Origin of the sequence: Paucibacter sp. XJ19-41, from assembly GCF_028462495.1 — a bacterium.
Taxonomy (GTDB): Bacteria; Pseudomonadota; Gammaproteobacteria; order Burkholderiales; family Burkholderiaceae_C; genus Roseateles_E.
Map to the genome: position 1 here is coordinate 1 of NZ_JAQOWX010000126.1, position 15,814 is coordinate 15,814.

General features: G+C 68.1%; 15 protein-coding genes, 1 pseudogene and 1 riboswitch. Of the genes and pseudogenes, 10 read left to right on the forward strand and 6 right to left on the reverse strand.

What is annotated here, in order from left to right:
* The 9 genes from PO768_RS23865 to PO768_RS29335 form a co-directional block, all read left to right on the forward strand.
* A partial coding sequence (locus PO768_RS23865; protein ID WP_272648021.1) for a hypothetical protein occupies positions 1–194 on the forward strand: 194 nt, incomplete at its 5' end.
* Positions 191–1,528, forward strand: coding sequence for a hypothetical protein (locus PO768_RS23870; protein ID WP_137942148.1), 1,338 nt, complete (start codon positions 191–193; stop codon positions 1,526–1,528). The genes PO768_RS23865 and PO768_RS23870, both read left to right, overlap by 4 nt.
* On the forward strand, positions 1,525–2,232 hold the full coding sequence (locus tag PO768_RS23875; protein ID WP_272648022.1) for a hypothetical protein: 708 nt from the start codon (positions 1,525–1,527) through the stop codon (positions 2,230–2,232). Before PO768_RS23870 ends, PO768_RS23875 begins: the two co-directional genes overlap by 4 nt.
* Before the next feature lie 8 nt (positions 2,233–2,240).
* Positions 2,241–5,060: an ATP-binding protein gene (locus PO768_RS23880; RefSeq protein WP_272648023.1), complete on the forward strand. Its 2,820-nt coding sequence runs from the start codon at positions 2,241–2,243 to the stop codon at positions 5,058–5,060.
* Between the two features lie 50 nt (positions 5,061–5,110).
* Positions 5,111–5,362: riboswitch (cobalamin riboswitch) on the forward strand.
* Between the two features lie 153 nt (positions 5,363–5,515).
* A complete protein-coding gene (locus PO768_RS23885) occupies positions 5,516–7,675 on the forward strand; it encodes a TonB-dependent receptor (protein ID WP_272648024.1) in 2,160 nt (719 codons plus the stop codon).
* A 3-nt stretch (positions 7,676–7,678) separates the two neighbouring features.
* Positions 7,679–9,178, forward strand: a complete 1,500-nt coding sequence (locus PO768_RS23890; protein WP_272648025.1) for a PepSY domain-containing protein — start codon at positions 7,679–7,681, stop codon at positions 9,176–9,178.
* Positions 9,175–9,558 (forward strand): (2Fe-2S) ferredoxin domain-containing protein, encoded by a 384-nt coding sequence (locus tag PO768_RS23895; RefSeq protein ID WP_272648026.1) that lies wholly within the window; start codon positions 9,175–9,177, stop codon positions 9,556–9,558. Before PO768_RS23890 ends, PO768_RS23895 begins: the two co-directional genes overlap by 4 nt.
* A 137-nt stretch (positions 9,559–9,695) precedes the next feature.
* Positions 9,696–10,178 (forward strand): GreA/GreB family elongation factor, encoded by a 483-nt coding sequence (locus PO768_RS23900; RefSeq protein ID WP_272648027.1) that lies wholly within the window; start codon positions 9,696–9,698, stop codon positions 10,176–10,178.
* A 36-nt stretch (positions 10,179–10,214) separates the two neighbouring features.
* Entirely contained in the window at positions 10,215–10,337 is a 123-nt protein-coding gene (locus PO768_RS29335) for a winged helix-turn-helix domain-containing protein (RefSeq protein WP_442953291.1), read from the forward strand.
* Between the two features lie 49 nt (positions 10,338–10,386).
* Here the strand turns inward: PO768_RS29335 and PO768_RS23905 are convergent, their stop codons facing one another.
* Positions 10,387–10,707 (reverse strand): DUF2004 domain-containing protein, encoded by a 321-nt coding sequence (locus PO768_RS23905; protein ID WP_272648028.1) that lies wholly within the window; start codon positions 10,705–10,707, stop codon positions 10,387–10,389.
* A gap of 1,038 nt (positions 10,708–11,745) precedes the next feature.
* Here PO768_RS23905 and PO768_RS23910 point away from each other — a divergent pair.
* Positions 11,746–12,621 carry an REP-associated tyrosine transposase gene (locus PO768_RS23910; RefSeq protein ID WP_272648029.1) on the forward strand — a complete coding sequence of 292 codons (876 nt, stop codon included), beginning with the start codon at positions 11,746–11,748 and terminating at the stop codon, positions 12,619–12,621.
* A 284-nt stretch (positions 12,622–12,905) separates the two neighbouring features.
* On the opposite strand, the gene PO768_RS23915 is transcribed toward PO768_RS23910, so the two are convergent.
* The 5 genes and pseudogenes from PO768_RS23915 to PO768_RS23935 all read right to left on the reverse strand — a co-directional run.
* Positions 12,906–13,763, reverse strand: coding sequence for a trypsin-like peptidase domain-containing protein (locus PO768_RS23915; protein WP_272648030.1), 858 nt, complete (start codon positions 13,761–13,763; stop codon positions 12,906–12,908).
* 59 nt (positions 13,764–13,822) lie between these two features.
* Entirely contained in the window at positions 13,823–14,305 is a 483-nt protein-coding gene (locus tag PO768_RS23920; protein ID WP_272648031.1) for an SMI1/KNR4 family protein, read from the reverse strand.
* 226 nt (positions 14,306–14,531) lie between these two features.
* Positions 14,532–14,885, reverse strand: coding sequence for an FKBP-type peptidyl-prolyl cis-trans isomerase (locus PO768_RS23925; protein ID WP_262970746.1), 354 nt, complete (start codon positions 14,883–14,885; stop codon positions 14,532–14,534).
* A gap of 24 nt (positions 14,886–14,909) precedes the next feature.
* Positions 14,910–15,179 (reverse strand): annotated as a pseudogene (locus PO768_RS29340) (FKBP-type peptidyl-prolyl cis-trans isomerase); the annotation flags it as partial.
* Positions 15,180–15,361: 182 nt separating this feature from the next.
* Positions 15,362–15,814: glutamate--tRNA ligase family protein (locus tag PO768_RS23935; protein ID WP_272648032.1), on the reverse strand; the 453-nt coding region annotated here is incomplete at its 5' end.

The following is a 15,814-nucleotide window of genomic DNA, read 5'->3' on the forward strand; positions in this document are numbered from 1 at the left end:
CGCTGGCGCAGGAGCCCGCCGCGCGGGCCGGCCGCACCGGCGGCGCGGACGGGCACAAGACGATGTGGCTGGCCTGCCGCGACGAACTGGCCGAGCATCCGGCGGTGCGGGCCTTCGTCGACTGGGTGCTGGAGGAGGTGGCCGCGCAGGTGGCCGAGGAGGCCGCTTCTGGCCCTGGGATAATCCTGCCATGACCGATCACGAGGCAAGCGCCGCCGACGACACCGTCGAGCTGCGCTTCGAAGACTATTTCCGCGAGGGATCCGCGCCGACCGAGGCGCTGCTGTGGTGGCAGCTGGAGCGCAACGAGAGCCTGCTGGCCGCGCTGCGGGCGCTGTGCCATGGGCCGGCGGCCCTGGTGCGCCTGCGGGTTTGGGTGTTCATGGAGCTGATGGCGCTGCCGGAGTCGCGCGTGGCGCGCGACACGCTGAACCGTCATTTCCATTCGCTGCGCGAGGAGGCGCTGGAGCTGGTGCTCAAGCGCCTGCGCGAGGCCGAGCTGCTGGCCTGGGACGGCTCGAACCAGCAGTACAGCGTGACGCCGCTGGCGCAGCGCCTGCTGGGCCTGCTGTCGCCGCTGACGCAGGCGGCCGAGCAGGACGCCGACCTGGCGGCCTTGCTGGCGAATGTGGCCGGCGCCCACCAGATGGGCACCCTGGACCCGGCCCAGCTGCACCATCTGCAGGCCCAGCTCTCGCGGCTTTACGACGAATTCGCCGATGCGATCGCCAGCGGCTCGGAGTTCCATCTGCGGCGCGCGCGCCAGCGCTTCGAGCGGGCGCTCAAGCTGGTCGAGCGGGCCAGCGAGGCGCTGAAGGCCATCATCGAGCAGGCCGAGGCCGACGGCAATGCGCGGCTGGAACGGCTGGCTCGCGAGCTGGGCCTGGCCCAGGCGCGGCTGCTGGCGATGGCCAGCCAGTTCAACCGCGCGCTGCAGCAGGCCGACCGCCAGCGCGTGACCCTGGGCTCCACCGGCATCACGACCACCGATGTGCGGCGCTGGCTGCAGAACGTGCCCTTTCTCGAAAACCTGTCGCTGGGCGCGCTCTCGCGGCCGGTGCACCCGGTGCTGGTGTCCCAGCACGAGCTGCTGGACCTGGCCGAGGCCGAGTTCGAGCGCGACCGGCCCAAGCCCAAGGAACTCGAGCCGCTGCCGCCGGGCCAGGCCGCGCCGCCGGGCCAGCTGGCCGTGCTGAGCCTGCCGCCCGAGATGGGCGAGCTGCAGGCCTTGCTGACGCGCTGGCTGGCCGCCGGCGAGCCGGGCCAGGCGCTGGAGCAAGACGTGGCTCCGGCCGTGCTGGGCGGCAGCTATGCGCGCAGCGCCTACCGCGCCCAGCTGCTGCCGCTGCTGGGCGACCCGCAGGCCCAGCACCTCAGCGGCGCCACCGGCGATATGGCGCGCCAGCCCTGGCGCGTGCGCTGGTCGGCCGAGCAGGGCGAGACCAGCGATGAATTCGTCAAGTGGATGAGCCGCGGTGTGCTCTACAACCCGGCCCCCGATTCCCCGAAAGAAGCCTCTTCCTCATGAGCCAAGCCCTGGATGATGCCGCCCACCTGGCGGCGCAATTGATCGCGCGCCGCTGGCTGCCCCGCAACCATGCGCTGGTGCGCCGTGCGCTGATCGACACCGAGCTGTGGGCCGCCCTGGGCGACCGGCTGGCCCAGGTCGGGCTGAAGGTGATCGACAACCTCTATGCCGACCATATCAGCGTCGCGATGCTGCGCCCGGCCGAGGTCTCGGTGTTCGGCGAGACAGGCCTGGCGGCCAAGAACAATCTGGACCTGCCGCGCGACGGCGTCGCGCTGCTGATCGTGCTGTGGTCGCTGATCGTGCTGCCCAAGCGCCAGCGTCAGGTGGCGCGGGCCGAGGCCAAGGAGGAAGGGCAGGGCGAATTCTTCGCCACCGACAAGCCGCTGCCGCTGGCCGCCAGCGTCTCGCCCACCGTGTCCTACCGCAGCCTGCTGGCCGATTTCGGCAACCAGCTGGGCAAGAAGATGCGGCTGGACTCCAATCTGAAGCTCCTGGAACGCAACGGCTTCATCATCCGCCGCGGCGAGGACATCGCCGAAGGCCCGCTGCTGGACCTGCTCTTGGACTACGACACGCTGGCGCCGCGCATCCTCGACGGCGCGCTGGCCGATGTGCTGGCCCGCTCGACCGACCCGGCCGCCGCGCCCCTGGTTGCCCGGCTGCAGGCCGGCGAACAAGCCGAACTCGACAGCGAGACCTGACCCCATCTATGTTTCATCTGCAATCTCTGGAACTGCTGCACTGGGACTACTGCCAGCGCGTCTCGATGCCGCTGGACGGCGCCATCATCACGATTGCCGGCCCCAATGGCTCGGGCAAGACCACGCTGCTCGACGCGATGCGCACCCTGCTGGGCCTGGAGTGCTCGGGCGGCCGCACCTACAAGACCTATGCGCGCCACGCCAATGCCGAGACGGCCTGGCTGCGCGCGCTGGTGGACAACCGCGCGCGCGGCCGCCAGAACAGCTCGCGCCCCTTCGCCAGCTCGCTGCTGTACTCCGACCAAGTGACGCTGGCCTGCCGCATCGAGCGCCACGGCGGCGACTGGCAGCGCCGCTATGTGATGCTGGACGGCGTGCACGAGATCGAGGCGCTGGCCGAGAAGGCCGAGAAGGACTGGCTGGGCATCGAGGCCTGGAAGCGCCGCCTCGAGGCCGCCGGCCTGACCCGCGCGATCGGCCGCGTGCTGGCGCTGGAGCAGGGCCAGACCGACCGGCTGTGCGAACTCTCGCCCAAGGAGCTGCTGCGTCTGGTGTTCGAGGTCTTCGGCGACCAGGAGGTGCTGGACCGCTACGACCAGGCACGCAGCCACCAGCAAAGCCTGCTCAAGGAGGTCGAGCAGGCCGCGCACGAGCTCTCGCACACCCAGGCCCAGCTCTCGGACCTGGCCAACCGCGTCAACAGCTATCAGCAGTACCAGCTGCGGCTCAAGGAGCGCGAGCGCCTGGCCACCGAGGTGGTGCCGGTGCTGCAATGGGCCGAGTCGCGCGCGCGCACCGCGCAGAACCTGCGCGAGCTGCACCGCCAGCGCCTGTTCGCCGCCAGCGACAAGCGCCAGATGTCGGCCAAGCGCGCCGAGCTGCATGCGCTGCACCTGGGCCATGAGGCCGCCAAGCAGAAGCTGGTGGACCTGGAGGCCGAGCGCAAGCTCGCGCGCGGCGCCTTCGATGCGGCCCGCGAGGCCGAGCGCCCGGTCGAGCTGCTGGCCAAGCGCGAGGAGGAGCTGAAGGCGCTGGCCGCGGTGGAGTCCGACGGCCAGGAGCTGACCCAGCGCCTGGAGGAACTGAGCAGCCGCCAGCACACGCTGCGCGAGAGCTTCACGCGCCAGAACGACCAGAGCCGCAAGGCCCAGGCGGCGATGGAGGCCCTGAGCGGCCAGCGCCTGCCGCCGCCGCCGCCCGAGGTGACGCGCTTTCGGCGCGCGCTCGACGAGGCCGGCATCGCCCACCATGTGCTGGCCGACTGCATCGACATCGCCGACGAGGCCTGGCGTGCCGCCGCCGAGGGCCTGCTGCGGCCCTCGCGCTGGGTGGTGGTGCTGGCCCACAGCGGCGACGAAGGCCGCGCCTTCGGCCTGGCGGCCAAGGAGCGCTACCGCCATTACGTCGTTGCCGACGGCGAGAACGCGCCGGCCCAGGCGCCCAAGGATTCGCTGCTGGCGGCGCTGAAGATCAATGCCAAGCTGCCCGGCTGGCTGCTGCGCCAGCTGGCGACGATACGCTGCGTCAAGGACACCGAGACCGGAGCCAAGGCCGGCGGCGAGTGGATCACGCCCGAGGCCTATTACCGCGACGGTCGCGGCGGCCGCAGCCTCTGGGTGGAGGCGCGCGACTACCAGTTCGGCACCTCGGCGCTGGATTCGCGCCGCGCCTCGCTGGAGCGTGAGCTGAGCCGCTACGACAGCGAGCTGAGCCGCATCGCCAAGGAGCAGGCCGAGGTCGAGCGCCAGCTCAAGGACGTGCAGCGGGCGGCCCAGGGCCACAAGGCCGCGCGCGAGCTGGCCGAGCGGGCCGCCGAGTTTGCGGAAGGCCGGGCCCGCCTGGCCGGCTTGCGCCAGGCCCGTATCGAGGCCGCCACCCGCATGGCCGCGCTCGACGCCGAGCATGACCGCGCGCTGACCGCGGCCACCCGCAGCGAGCGCGACTATGAGGCCGCCCAGGGCGGGCTGAAGGCCAGCGAGGAGAATGTGCTGCGCGTGCTGCGCGAGCATGAGTCGCGCCGGCAAGACCTGGCCCTGGCGGCCAAGGCCTCGCGCGAGGCGCGCGAGCGCTTCCCGGCCAGCTGGACGCAGCCGGCCAAGGTGCAGGCGCTGCGCGACGAGTTCGAGAACGCCAAGCAGGCCGAGATCGCGGCTCGCCATGTGCAGCAGGAGCTGGACACCGGGGTGTGGGAGACCGATCCCGCCGTGCAGGAGCGCCATGCGCGGATGAACGTCTCGGTGCTGGAGCAGAGCAGCCAGCTGGAGGACCGCCGCGCCAGCAACGAGATGGCGCGCATCGCCGCCTTCAATGCCCGCGAGCGCTATATCGATGTGCTGCGCGCGACCGTGCGGCGCTACAAGAAGAATGTGCAGGAGCTCGGCGAACTGGCCGGCGTGATGGCCCAGGCCGAGCTGCCGCATCTGGACAACGACGATATGGTGCTGGCCCAGGCCGGCCTGCATGTGCGCTTCAACTTCGACGGCAAGGGCGAGGTGGGCCTGAACGACGGCGAGGCCTCGGGCGGCCAGCAGGTGCTCAAGAGCTTGATCCTGCTGGTGGGCCTGATGAAGGACGACGAGACCCCCGGCGGCTTTGTCTTTATCGACGAGCCCTTTGCCCATCTGGACGTGCGCAATATCCAGCTGGTCGGCCACTTCCTGCGCAGCACGCGCGCGCAGTACCTGCTGACCACGCCCATCACGCACAACGTCGAGGTCTTCGAGCCCAGCGAGATCACCCTGGTGACCAGCACGAAGCCGCGCGGCGAACGCTGGGCCCCGCCGATCGCGGTGATCACGCGGCGGCCCGAGAAGTCAATCTACGACTGAACGGCCGGGGCCTGGTCTTGCCCGATCAACATCGGGGTATACCGGCCTCGCATAGAATGCGCGCCGTTGGTGCTCGCGGGATCAGTCATTGATGCCGCAGTTAAACGGGAATCAGGAGGGAGCAGGGCCACGCGGCCCCATCCTTGCCTGAGCTGCCCCCGCAACGGTCAAACGGACCCAGGTTTCGACAGAAAGAAGAAACCTGCAGCTCATATCCGCAGCCCACTGGATGCCCCGGCGTCTGGGAAGGGCATATGAGCCGCGCCGTCAGCCCGGATACCGGCCAACAAGGCGATGCGCCGTCAGCCCTCGGGCCGGCGGCAGCGTCATGAGGTGCGCGGCCACGGGGAGGTGGTGCGCACGAGGGATGGTCCTTGCCTGTCTGCCTTGCTCTGTCCACCGCTGTTCGCGGCGCGGGCGGCGTGGCCGTCCCCCTTTGTTGAGCGCTGATCATCATGAAGAAGTTCCCTGCACGGCCTTGCGCCGTCGTGGCCCCCTGCGCGGCCGCTGCCCTGACCCTGCTGGGCATGCCGGCCTGCGCCGCCGAAGTCGACCCGCCCAGCACCGCGCCGACCACCGAGCTCAGGCCGGTGCTGGTGCAGGGGGCCTCGCACAAGGCCGGCGGCCTGAAGGCCCCGCAGCTGACGGCCTCGCGCCTGGCGCTGAGCGCGCTGGATACGCCGGCCAGCATCGAAAGCATCGATGTGTCCCTGCAGCAGGCCCGCGGCGACACCCGCGTGGCCGACACGGTGGGTCGCGCCACCGGCATCATGGTGCAGGCCTCGGCCACCTCGGGCAGCACCTACTCGAGCCGCGGCTTCACCGGCAACGAGTCGGTGGCCAGCGCCGAGGACGGGCTGCGCATGGCCACGGCCTCGGGCACCCAGTCCACGCCGACCGACAGCTGGGGCTATCAGCGCATCGAGATCCTGCGCGGCCCGGCCTCGGTGCTGTATGGCGACGGCAGCATCGGCGGCCTGGTCAACCTGGTCCGTAAGGCCCCGGGCCGCGAGACGGGCGCGGAGCTGACGGCAGGCCTGGGCACGGCCGGCGACTACCGGCTGGGTCTGGGCCTGAACCAGCCCCTGAGCGCCGGCACCGCGCTGCGCGTGGATGCGCTGGCCACTGGCGGCGACGGCCATGTGCAGCGCGGCGATCACCGGCACGCCAAGCTGATGAGCACGCTGCGCTGGCAGGCCACACCCGATCTGCGCCTGGACCTGAGCCTGGATGCGCATCGCGAACGTCCGAGCAATCACTTCGGCACGCCGCTGAAGGCCGATGGCAGCCTCTGGCCCGAGCTGCGCCGCGAGAACTACAACGTCAGCGACGCGCTCTGGCAGGTCGATCAGGACCGTGCCCGCGCGCGCCTGGACTGGCGCATCAACGATGCGCTGAGCGCCCGCGCCGTGGCCTACCGCTTCCAGGCCGATCGCCAGTGGCGCAATCTGGAGGAGTACAGCCTGGCCCCGGACGGCCAGCAGATCGAGCGCGTGGGCTATCTGGGCATCCAGCACCGGCTGCGCCAATCGGGGCTGCGGGCCGACCTGCTGGCCCGCGTTGGCGCTGTGCAGGCCCTGGTGGGCGTCGAGCAGATGGCGCTGGACTTCGTGCATGCCAACGACCGCTACGAATACAGCACCGTCAGCCGCGTGCCTTTGCAGGGTTTCGATCCCGGCCTCTACAAGGCCAGGGATGCGCTGCTGCCGCGCAGCCGCTCGGAGGTCGATCAGCAGGCCCTGTTCGCCGAGGCCAGCTGGCAGGCCGCGCCGCGCTGGCTGCTGAGCCTGGGGCTGCGCCGTGATCGCACTCGGGTGGATCGCGAGAATCTCAATCCAGCGCCCGGCACGGCGCTGCCGGCGCCCTGGGCGGCCCGCTTCAGCCCCAGCACCTGGCGCCTGGGCACGGTGTTCCAGCTCGATGCGACGCAAAGCCTTTATGCCCAGGCCAGCACCGGCACCGATCCGGTCGGCAATGTGGTGTCGATCTCCAGTGCCAACAAGGATCTGCGCCTGACCGAGGGCCGGCAGCTCGAACTGGGCTACAAGCGGGCCGGCGCCGGTCTGGAGTGGACGGCGGCGCTGTTCGAGATCGTCAAGGACCACATCATCACCTCGCCCCGGCCGAACCGCCCGGACGACAGCGTGCAGGGCGGCAGCCAGCGCTCGCGCGGCCTAGAGTTCGGCGCGGTCTGGACGCCGGCGCCGGGTTGGCGTGTCGATGCCAACACCGCGCTGGTGCAGGCCCGCTACGAGCATCTGTTCGTCGTCAACGCGGCCAAGGAGACGGTCTCGCTGGCCGGTCATCGCCCGCCCAATGTGCCCGAGCGCCTGGCCAATCTCTGGCTCAGCCACAGCGCGGGCGCCTACGAGATCGGCGCCGGGCTGCGCCATGTCGGCCAGCGTTTCACGAACCGCGAGAACGCGATGAGCCTGGCCGCCTACACGGTGCTCGATGCCAGCCTGGGCTGGCGCTTCAGCGAGGCCGCCAGCCTGCGCCTGCAGCTGCGCAATCTGGGCGACAAGCTCTATGCCAGCAGCATGGGCAGCGGCCGCGCCGCCATGCTGGGCGCGCCCCGCAGCGCCGCCCTGGTGCTGGACTGGCGGCTGCGCTGAGCGATGAAGCGCTGGCTCCATCTCCTCCATCGCTGGCTGGGCATCGCGCTGGGCCTGCTGATCCTGCTGTGGCTGCTCTCGGGCTTGGTGATGCTGTTCGTGGCCCGACCCGCGCTGCAGGAGGGTGAGCGGCTGCAGGCCTTGGCCCCGCTGCTTGCCGCGCCACCGCCGGTCAGCGCGGCCCAGGCCTGGGCCGCGCTGGGCATCGCGGGGGCACCCGAGGGCCTGCGACTGCAGCAGCAGCTGGGCCGGCCGGTCTGGCTGCTGCAGGAGGCGGGCAAGACCTGGCACGCGGTCGACGCCCTGACCGGACGGCCGCGTGTGCCGCTGACCGAGGCGCAGGCGCGGGCACTGGCCATCGAGCAGGGCGGGCGGCTCAGTGGCCGCCGGCTTGCCGTGGCCGAGGTCGAGCTGCTGCAGCGCGACCAGTGGAGCATTTACAGCCGCTTCAACGCGCAGCGCCCGCTGTACCGCGTGGCCCTGGTCCAGGGCGATGGCGACGAGGGGCTGGAGCTCTACATCGGCCAGCGCAGCGGCGAGCTGGTGCTGGACACGAGGGCCTGGGAGCGCGGCTGGAACTGGTTGGGCACGGTGACGCACTGGCTGTACTTCACGCCGCTGCGCGCCAACGGCCCCCTGTGGCGCCATGTGGTGCTGTGGAGCAGCGGGGCGGCGCTGGCCCTGGTGCTGCTGGGCCTGGTGCTGGGGATGCAGCGCCTGCGCCTGCGCGGCCGCTATGCCAGCGGCAGCGTCAGCCCCTACCGCGAGCGCTGGCAACGCTGGCACCATCTGCTGGGCCTGGGCGGCGGCCTGGTGCTGCTGACCTGGCTGTTCAGCGGCTGGCTGTCGATGGCGCCCTGGGGCTGGCCCGGCGGCGAGCGTGCGGCGGCCGGCGAGCAGCAGCGCTGGCGCGGCGGTGCGCTGCAGCCAGACTCGCTATCGCTTCCCGATGCTCTGCCTGCCGTTCTGCGCGATGGCGTTGGCGAGCTGGCCGCGCTGCGCTTCCAGGGTCAGCATCTGTGGCTGGCTTCGGCTCCCGGTGGCAGCCGGCTGCTGGACATGCAGGGCCAGGTCTTGCCCGAGGGGCTGGATGAGGCGCGGCTGCGCACGGCCGCCGCTAGCCTGCAGCCGGAGGCCCGCGTTGTCGAGGCCGGCTGGCTGCACGGCCCCGATCTGCACTACTACGCGCTGCGCCACCAGACCCGCGCCTTCCCGGTCTACCGCGTGGCTTTCGACGATGCCGCCGGCAGCGTCTACTATCTGGACCCGCGCACGGCCCGCGTGGCGCTGCGGGTAGACCAGGCCGGGCGCTGGAACCGCTGGCTCTTCAATGCCCTGCATCGCTGGGACTTCCCGCCGCTGGCCGCGTCGGTGCTGGGCCGCGATCTGGTGGTCACGGCCCTGAGCCTGCTGGGCGCGGCGCTGTCGCTGAGCGGCTGTGTGCTGGCCTGGCGGCGCCTGCAAAGCAGCCGCAGCCGCCGGAACAAACGGAAACCCTCATGAGCGACGACGACACCACCACCACCACCACCACCACCATCAAGCCCAGCATCCTGCCTTACCGCCGCCATCTGCTGGTCTGCACCGGCACGCGCTGCACCCAGGACGGCGAGGCGCAGGCCATCTTCGACAGCCTGGGCGAGAAGTTCAAGGCGGCCGGCATCCACGAGGGGGAGCTGCGCGTCAAACGCAGCCGGGTCAGCTGCTTCGCGGCCTGCAAGGGCGGGCCGGTGATGTGCGTGCAGCCCGAGGGCAGCTGGTACTACAACGCGAAGGGCGAGAACCTGGACCGCATCATCAGCGAGCACCTGGTCGGCGGCCGGCCGGTGGCGGATCTGCTGTTCCATCAGGGGCCGGGCGGGGTGGAGGAGCCTGAGGGCTGAGCCTGGAGGGGCGGCACGCTGCAAATAGCTGGAGTTCGCCTGCAGCAGAGGGCAGCGTCGACCACCGGTGGCGCCTTGATAATCAAGACCTGCCCCCCCCCGCTGGTTCGAGATGCCTGCCTTTCGTCATCATCATCATGGATAAATTCTTGCTGCAGCAGCAGGTACTGGAACGGCTCGCCGAAGACCTGCAGCAAGCCGAACAGGCCGCGCGGGCGGCGCATGAGGTGGCGACTCATGAAGAAAACATCGCCGAGAACAAGTACGACACCTTGGGCCTCGAAGCCGCCTACCTGGCCACCGGCCAAGCTCGTCGCGCCGAAGCCATCCGCCAGGCGATGGCCAACTGGCGCCAGTTCCGCCCCAGCCCCTACGACGCCAGCAAAGGCATACAGCTCGGCGCGCTGGTCTGCCTGGTCGATGCCGACGACAAGCAGCAACATCTCTTTCTCGGCCCGGATGGCGGCAGCATGAAGCTGGTCAGCGGCGCTCAGATCGTTCAGGTCATCAGCAGAGAAGCCCCCCTGGGCCGGGCCCTGCTGGGCAAGTGCGAGGGGGATGAGGTGTCGATACAGGTCGCTCCACATCGACAGCAGTTTGAGGTGCTGCGGGTTGATTGAGCGAGCGGCAAGCGATCAACGGAGCAGGCCGAAGCGCTGTGGCATGCGCACAAGGACTCTGGCATGACGATGACGGCCTTGGCTGAGGAACTCGGCCTGTCGGTGGCCCGGGTCAGCCAGTTGATCCGGCGGCATGAGGACTTCAGATTTAAGACTTGACCCCCAGGCGGATGACCCCCAGGCGGCTGGGTTAGACAGATGCGCTCCTTCAACTTTCCATTGCAATACCATCAATCTGGCCAGCCTCATCGAAGTGCACAGAGAGAACATAGTCTGTCGAATCGCCTTGGAGTGTGAAGTCGAAATGCTCTGCGTCACCCTCACCCCAGGAATCCCGCAGAACCAAAAGGCCAAGAACTTCAGACGGTCGCGGATTGCCCGACGATAGATGCTCCACCCAATAGGAGTTGGGCAATTCCTCCAAATGATGCTCGACGAACAAGTCAACGCTGTCGGCACCCGCTTCCGTACCGAAGGCGCTTTTAATGGCTTCGAGCGCGAGGACAGTTCTCTCTTGAATGATTGACATAGTGTTTGATCTGTCTAACGAATGAAAGGGACTCCCCCGTCCCGAGGTAGCCGCGCTGCGGCAGACGGCAACCGAGTGCCACGATGGGAAGTGCGGTGTCTCATCAACATATTCGGAAGGGGAAGTCCATGACGATTCTGACCGTTGGCATTGATCTCGCCAAGTCAAGCCCGGGGGTCACACAGCCCGGGGGTCACACAGCCCGGGGGTCACACAGCCCGGGGGTCACACAGCCCGGGGGTCACACAGCCCGGGGGTCACACAGCCCGGGGGTCACACAGCCCGGGGGTCACACAGCCCGGGGGTCACACAGCCCGGGGGTCACACAGCCCGGGGGTCACACAGCCCGGGGGTCACACAGCCCGGGGGTCACACAGCCCGGGGGTCACACAGCCCGGGGGTCACACAGCCCGGGGGTCACACAGCCCGGGGGTCACACAGCCCGGGGGTCACACAGCCCGGGGGTCACACAGCCCGGGGGTCACACAGCCCGGGGGTCACACAGCCCGGGGGTCACACAGCCCGGGGGTCACACAGCCCGGGGGTCACACAGCCCGGGGGTCACACAGCCCGGGGGTCACACAGCCCGGGGGTCACACAGCCCGGGGGTCACACAGCCCGGGGGTCACACAGCCCGGGGGTCACACAGCCCGGGGGTCACACAGCCCGGGGGTCACACAGCCCGGGGGTCACACAGCCCGGGGGTCACACAGCCCGGGGGTCACACAGCCCGGGGGTCACACAGCCCGGGGGTCACACAGCCCGGGGGTCACACAGCCCGGGGGTCACACAGCCCGGGGGTCACACAGCCCGGGGGTCACACAGCCCGGGGGTCACACAGCCCGGGGGTCACACAGCCCGGGGGTCACACAGCCCGGGGGTCACACAGCCCGGGGGTCACACAGCCCGGGGGTCACACAGCCCGGGGGTCAACACAGCCCGGGGGTCAAGCCCGGGGGTCACAAGCCCGGGGGTCACAAGCCCGGGGGTCAAGTCTTAAATTTGAACCCCAGCCCCTCAGCACCTATGTTCTGAAGCATGGCCCGACCTCTTCGCATCGAGTTCCCCGGCGCGGTGTACCACGTCACTTCGCGCGGCGACCGGCGGGAGCCGATCTTTGAGGACGATGGCGACAGGGCCATGCTGCTGAACGTGGTGGCTCGAATGCTGGATCGCTTCGATGCCTTGGCCCTTGCCTACTGCCTGATGGGCAACCACTATCACTTCGTGCTGGGCACGCGCCGCGCCAATCTGTCGATGCTGATGCGGCAGATCAACGGGGTCTACACCCAGGCCTACAACCGCCGGCACGGCCTGGTCGGGCATTTGTTCCAGGGCCGCTTCAAGGCAATTCTGGTGGACCGAGAGGGATACCTGCTTGAGGTGTGCCGCTATGTCGATCTCAACCCGGTGCGGGCTGGCATGGTGGATCGTCCGGGTGATTGGCCGTGGTCCAGTTACCGGGCGCATTGCGGCCTGGCGGAACCCTTGCCATGGCTGGACACGCCGGGCTTGCATGGCTTCCTGCTGGGGCAGGAGGCGCAGACTCGCGAGCAAAAGCGAAAAGCGGCGCTTATGTACGCGCAACTGGTGCTGGATGGGCCGGGGGTGCACTTGTGGGAGGAGAGCCTGAGGCAGCAGATCTACCTGGGCGACGACGAGTTCGTGCAGCGCCAGCAAGACGAAGCCGACCGGAGAAACCTGGCATCACGCGAGGTGCCCAAGGCGCAGCGGATGCACCAAGCAAGCTTGGCGCAATGGCTGTCTCGATCAACGGACCGGGCCGAAGCACTGTGGCATGCGCACAAGGACTCTGGCATGACGATGACGGCCTTGGCTGAGGAACTCGGTGTGTCGGTGGCCCGGGTCAGCCAGCTGATCCGGCGGCATGAGGACTTCAGATTTAAGACTTGACCCCCCATGCTTTGACCCCCCATGCTTGACCCCCCATGCTCTCATGCTCTGACCCCCCATGCTCGTGACCCCCCATGCTCGCGCATGTGTGACCCCCCATGTGTGCTTGCCGATTCTGCATGACAGCTTCCGGACGACTGCATCAGGGGGCTGTGAAATGTCGCTGCCGACCCAATGTCGTCTTCTGTATCTCCGATATCGTCTCCCAGCAGGGTTGGTCGAATTGACTTCCAACGTGAAGGTGACCGGCCCCTTGCCGCAACGTGTACGAGTCGACCGACCAGTTAAAGCGCACTGCCGCAGCACTCCTTGAATCGCCGACCCCTCCCGCACGGACACGCGGCCACTCGCCCAGGGACAGATCTTCGAGTTACATCGTTGAAAATCAGCTTTCGCCGGAACAGCTCGGAAAGGACGAAGGGGCGCCAGACTCTGCCGATCTCAGATGCGTCATGAATGCGCCCAGCGTACACGCCCATGAACTTTGTCGCCATTCCTCCACCGAGAACTTGCGTTCCATTCCGCCGGCGGTAGCTATCAAGACGTAGAACGACGGGCGCCCCCGACATCCCCGACCTCGTCGTCGCGTCAATCAGAAACGCAGGCCTCCCTGGTTCATAGTCGAGGTCGGGATCAGAAGCTATGTGGCCCGTCTTCCAAATGGGCCAGCTCTCGCCAGCGGCAAGTCCTAGCGGATATCCAATGACGGACACCGGCATTGCTGGCGTCGGGACGATGTCAACATCGGCAAGCGCCAAGTCGAGCGCGTGGACGTGGATATCAGGTACTGCCGCGATTGGAATAGCGACTACATCTATGACCTTTCCCATTGGATGCTCAAGCCAAAGGTGCCCTTGCTCCGGATCAAGGAGCGGAAGGTCAACCAGTCTCCATGCGCCGAGATTGCCCTTGGCATGAAAGCGCACTGACAGGGTTTTCGGAATAGCCGCGTGCTTCTTATCGAGACACTCACCGGTGTCCGGATCGCGACCGGTCACAACGTGCCAGTTGGTGATGAGATACGGCTGCGACTCCCACCGAACCGTGAACGCCGTCGCGGAAGCCAGCTCAACATCGTTGAATTTCGGCACAACTCTCAAAGAGGTAGCCGAAAGCGGGTCGATGATGATGGGAGAAACCAATTGGTGCGCTCTAACGTGAAAGTGAACGGACGCCGAAGGCGGTCCGGTCCAATGTCAAGTTAAACCTCATCTTGCGAGGTTTCTGCAACAAGGCCGGCAAGGAACGCCCCAAATGAAGATGCAATCTGGATATCTTCGCCGCATTCAACATCAATCCAAGAGATCGATGGACTGGCACCGCTTCGATAGTCGAGCGTGATCCAGTAGTGCCCGTCGCCAGAAAGAAGAACTTGCTTCGGTGGCAGCCCCCACTCCAGCGTCATTTCCGGCGTGCGGACCATGTTCATTGGGGACGGTTGATTCGAGTCGATGATGATGCCCGATAGGTCTGGTAGAGGAACATGGTCCTTGGCCCAGGTCGTCGGCTGTGCCGTCGGATGAATAAACCCCTTGGTATATCCACCGTTCTGGATGCGAAGCAGCGCGATCAGCTCCACAGGAAGGCGCACGCCCAGAACGCGCTCGGCACGGGCCAGCGCGAAGTCCGTCAGCGGCGGGTGCTCGTAGTAATTCGACGCCCAAAAGTCAGACGAGACGACCATGCGGTTTAACTTTGTTGTGTGCTGATCATTGACGATTCCTGCCTAAGATTTGAGCATGTGTCATGAGAGCAGGACGGTAATGCTTACCCGGAAGCCGACGCCAACCAGCGCCTGCTCCTGACCGACAGCATCCTCCCGCCATTGAAAAAGCCGGCCAGGCTCATCGCCCGCCGGCTTCTTTGTTCATTCATTGGCTGCGGCGGCATCGCCGCCGCCGCGCGCTGGCTCAAACGGCCAGCAGCTCCACTTCGAACATCAGCGTCGCGTTCGGCGGGATCACGCCGCCGGCGCCGCGCGGGCCGTAGCCGAGCTCCGAGGGGATGATCAGCACGCGGGTGCCGCCGATCTTCATGCCTTGCACGCCTTCGTCCCAGCCGCGTATCACCATGCCGGCGTCGAGCTTGAACTTGAAGGGGTCGCGGCGGTCCTTGCTGGAGTCGAACTTCTTGCCCTTGTTGCCGTTCTTGTAGAGCCAGCCGGTGTAGTGCACGGTGACATTGGCGCCGCTCTTGGCCTCGGCACCGTCGCCCAGCACCACGTCCTCGTACTGCAGGCCGCTGGCGGTGGTCTGCAGCGTCAGCTCGACCGGCTCCTCGCCGCCGGCCACGCTCAGCAGCTCCACTTCGAACAGCAGCGTGGCGTTCGGCGGAATCACGCCGCCGGCGCCCTGGGCGCCATAGCCCAGCTCGGGCGGGATGATCAGGGTGCGGCTGCCGCCGACCTTCATGCCTTGCACGCCCTCGTCCCAGCCGCGTATCACCATGCCGGCGTCCAGATCGAACTGGAAGGGGTCATTGCGGTCCTTGCTGGAGTCGAACTTGCTGCCCTTCTGGCCGTCCTTGTAGAGCCAGCCGGTGTAGTGGACGGTGACTTCCTGGTCGGACNTGGAGTCGAACTTGCTGCCCTTCTGGCCGTCCTTGTAGAGCCAGCCGGTGTAGTGGACGGTGACTTCCTGGTCGGACTTGGCGACGGGGCCGCTGCCTTCGACGGTGTCTTCGAACTGCAGGCCGCTGGCGGTGGTGATCATGTTGGATCCTTGAATTGGAATGGCCGGCATCATAAATCGCGCCAGAGCGACACGGCTTCGGCCAGGGCATCGGCCGGCGTGCCGGCGTGCAGACGCAGGCCCAGATGGCCGGCCGCCTCGCGCAGCGCGGCAAGCGGATCGCTCAGGTCCAGCGCGGCGGCGCCGTTCTGCTTGGACAGCTTCTCGCCATTGGCGCCCAGCACCAGCGGGGTGTGCAGATAGCGCGGCGTGGGCAGGCCCAGCAGCTGCTGCAGCCAGCGCTGGCGCGGCGTGTTGTCGGCCAGATCCTCGCCGCGCACCACATCGCTGATGCCTTGCTCGGCGTCGTCGACGATCACGGCCAGCTGGTAGGCCCAGAGCCCGTCGGCGCGCTTGAGCACGAAGTCGCCGACCTCGGTCTCCAGCGCCTGGGCCTGGGCGCCGAGGCGCCGGTCCTGCCATTCGATGCGGCCCGCGCCCTCGGTCAGCGCCCGCCAGGCGCG

Bases quoted from the DNA above. Each gene is read 5' to 3' on its own strand.
- PO768_RS23880 (WP_272648023.1), top strand. From the start codon at position 2,241: ATGTTTCATCTGCAATCTCTGGAACTGCTGCACTGGGACTACTGCCAG.
- PO768_RS23910 (WP_272648029.1), top strand. From the start codon at position 11,746: ATGGCCCGACCTCTTCGCATCGAGTTCCCCGGCGCGGTGTACCACGTC.
- PO768_RS23875 (WP_272648022.1), top strand. From the start codon at position 1,525: ATGAGCCAAGCCCTGGATGATGCCGCCCACCTGGCGGCGCAATTGATC.
- PO768_RS23905 (WP_272648028.1), bottom strand. From the start codon at position 10,707: ATGTCAATCATTCAAGAGAGAACTGTCCTCGCGCTCGAAGCCATTAAA.
- PO768_RS23900 (WP_272648027.1), top strand. From the start codon at position 9,696: ATGGATAAATTCTTGCTGCAGCAGCAGGTACTGGAACGGCTCGCCGAA.
- PO768_RS23885 (WP_272648024.1), top strand. From the start codon at position 5,516: ATGAAGAAGTTCCCTGCACGGCCTTGCGCCGTCGTGGCCCCCTGCGCG.
- PO768_RS23870 (WP_137942148.1), top strand. From the start codon at position 191: ATGACCGATCACGAGGCAAGCGCCGCCGACGACACCGTCGAGCTGCGC.
- PO768_RS23890 (WP_272648025.1), top strand. From the start codon at position 7,679: ATGAAGCGCTGGCTCCATCTCCTCCATCGCTGGCTGGGCATCGCGCTG.
- PO768_RS23895 (WP_272648026.1), top strand. From the start codon at position 9,175: ATGAGCGACGACGACACCACCACCACCACCACCACCACCATCAAGCCC.
- PO768_RS23920 (WP_272648031.1), bottom strand. From the start codon at position 14,305: ATGGTCGTCTCGTCTGACTTTTGGGCGTCGAATTACTACGAGCACCCG.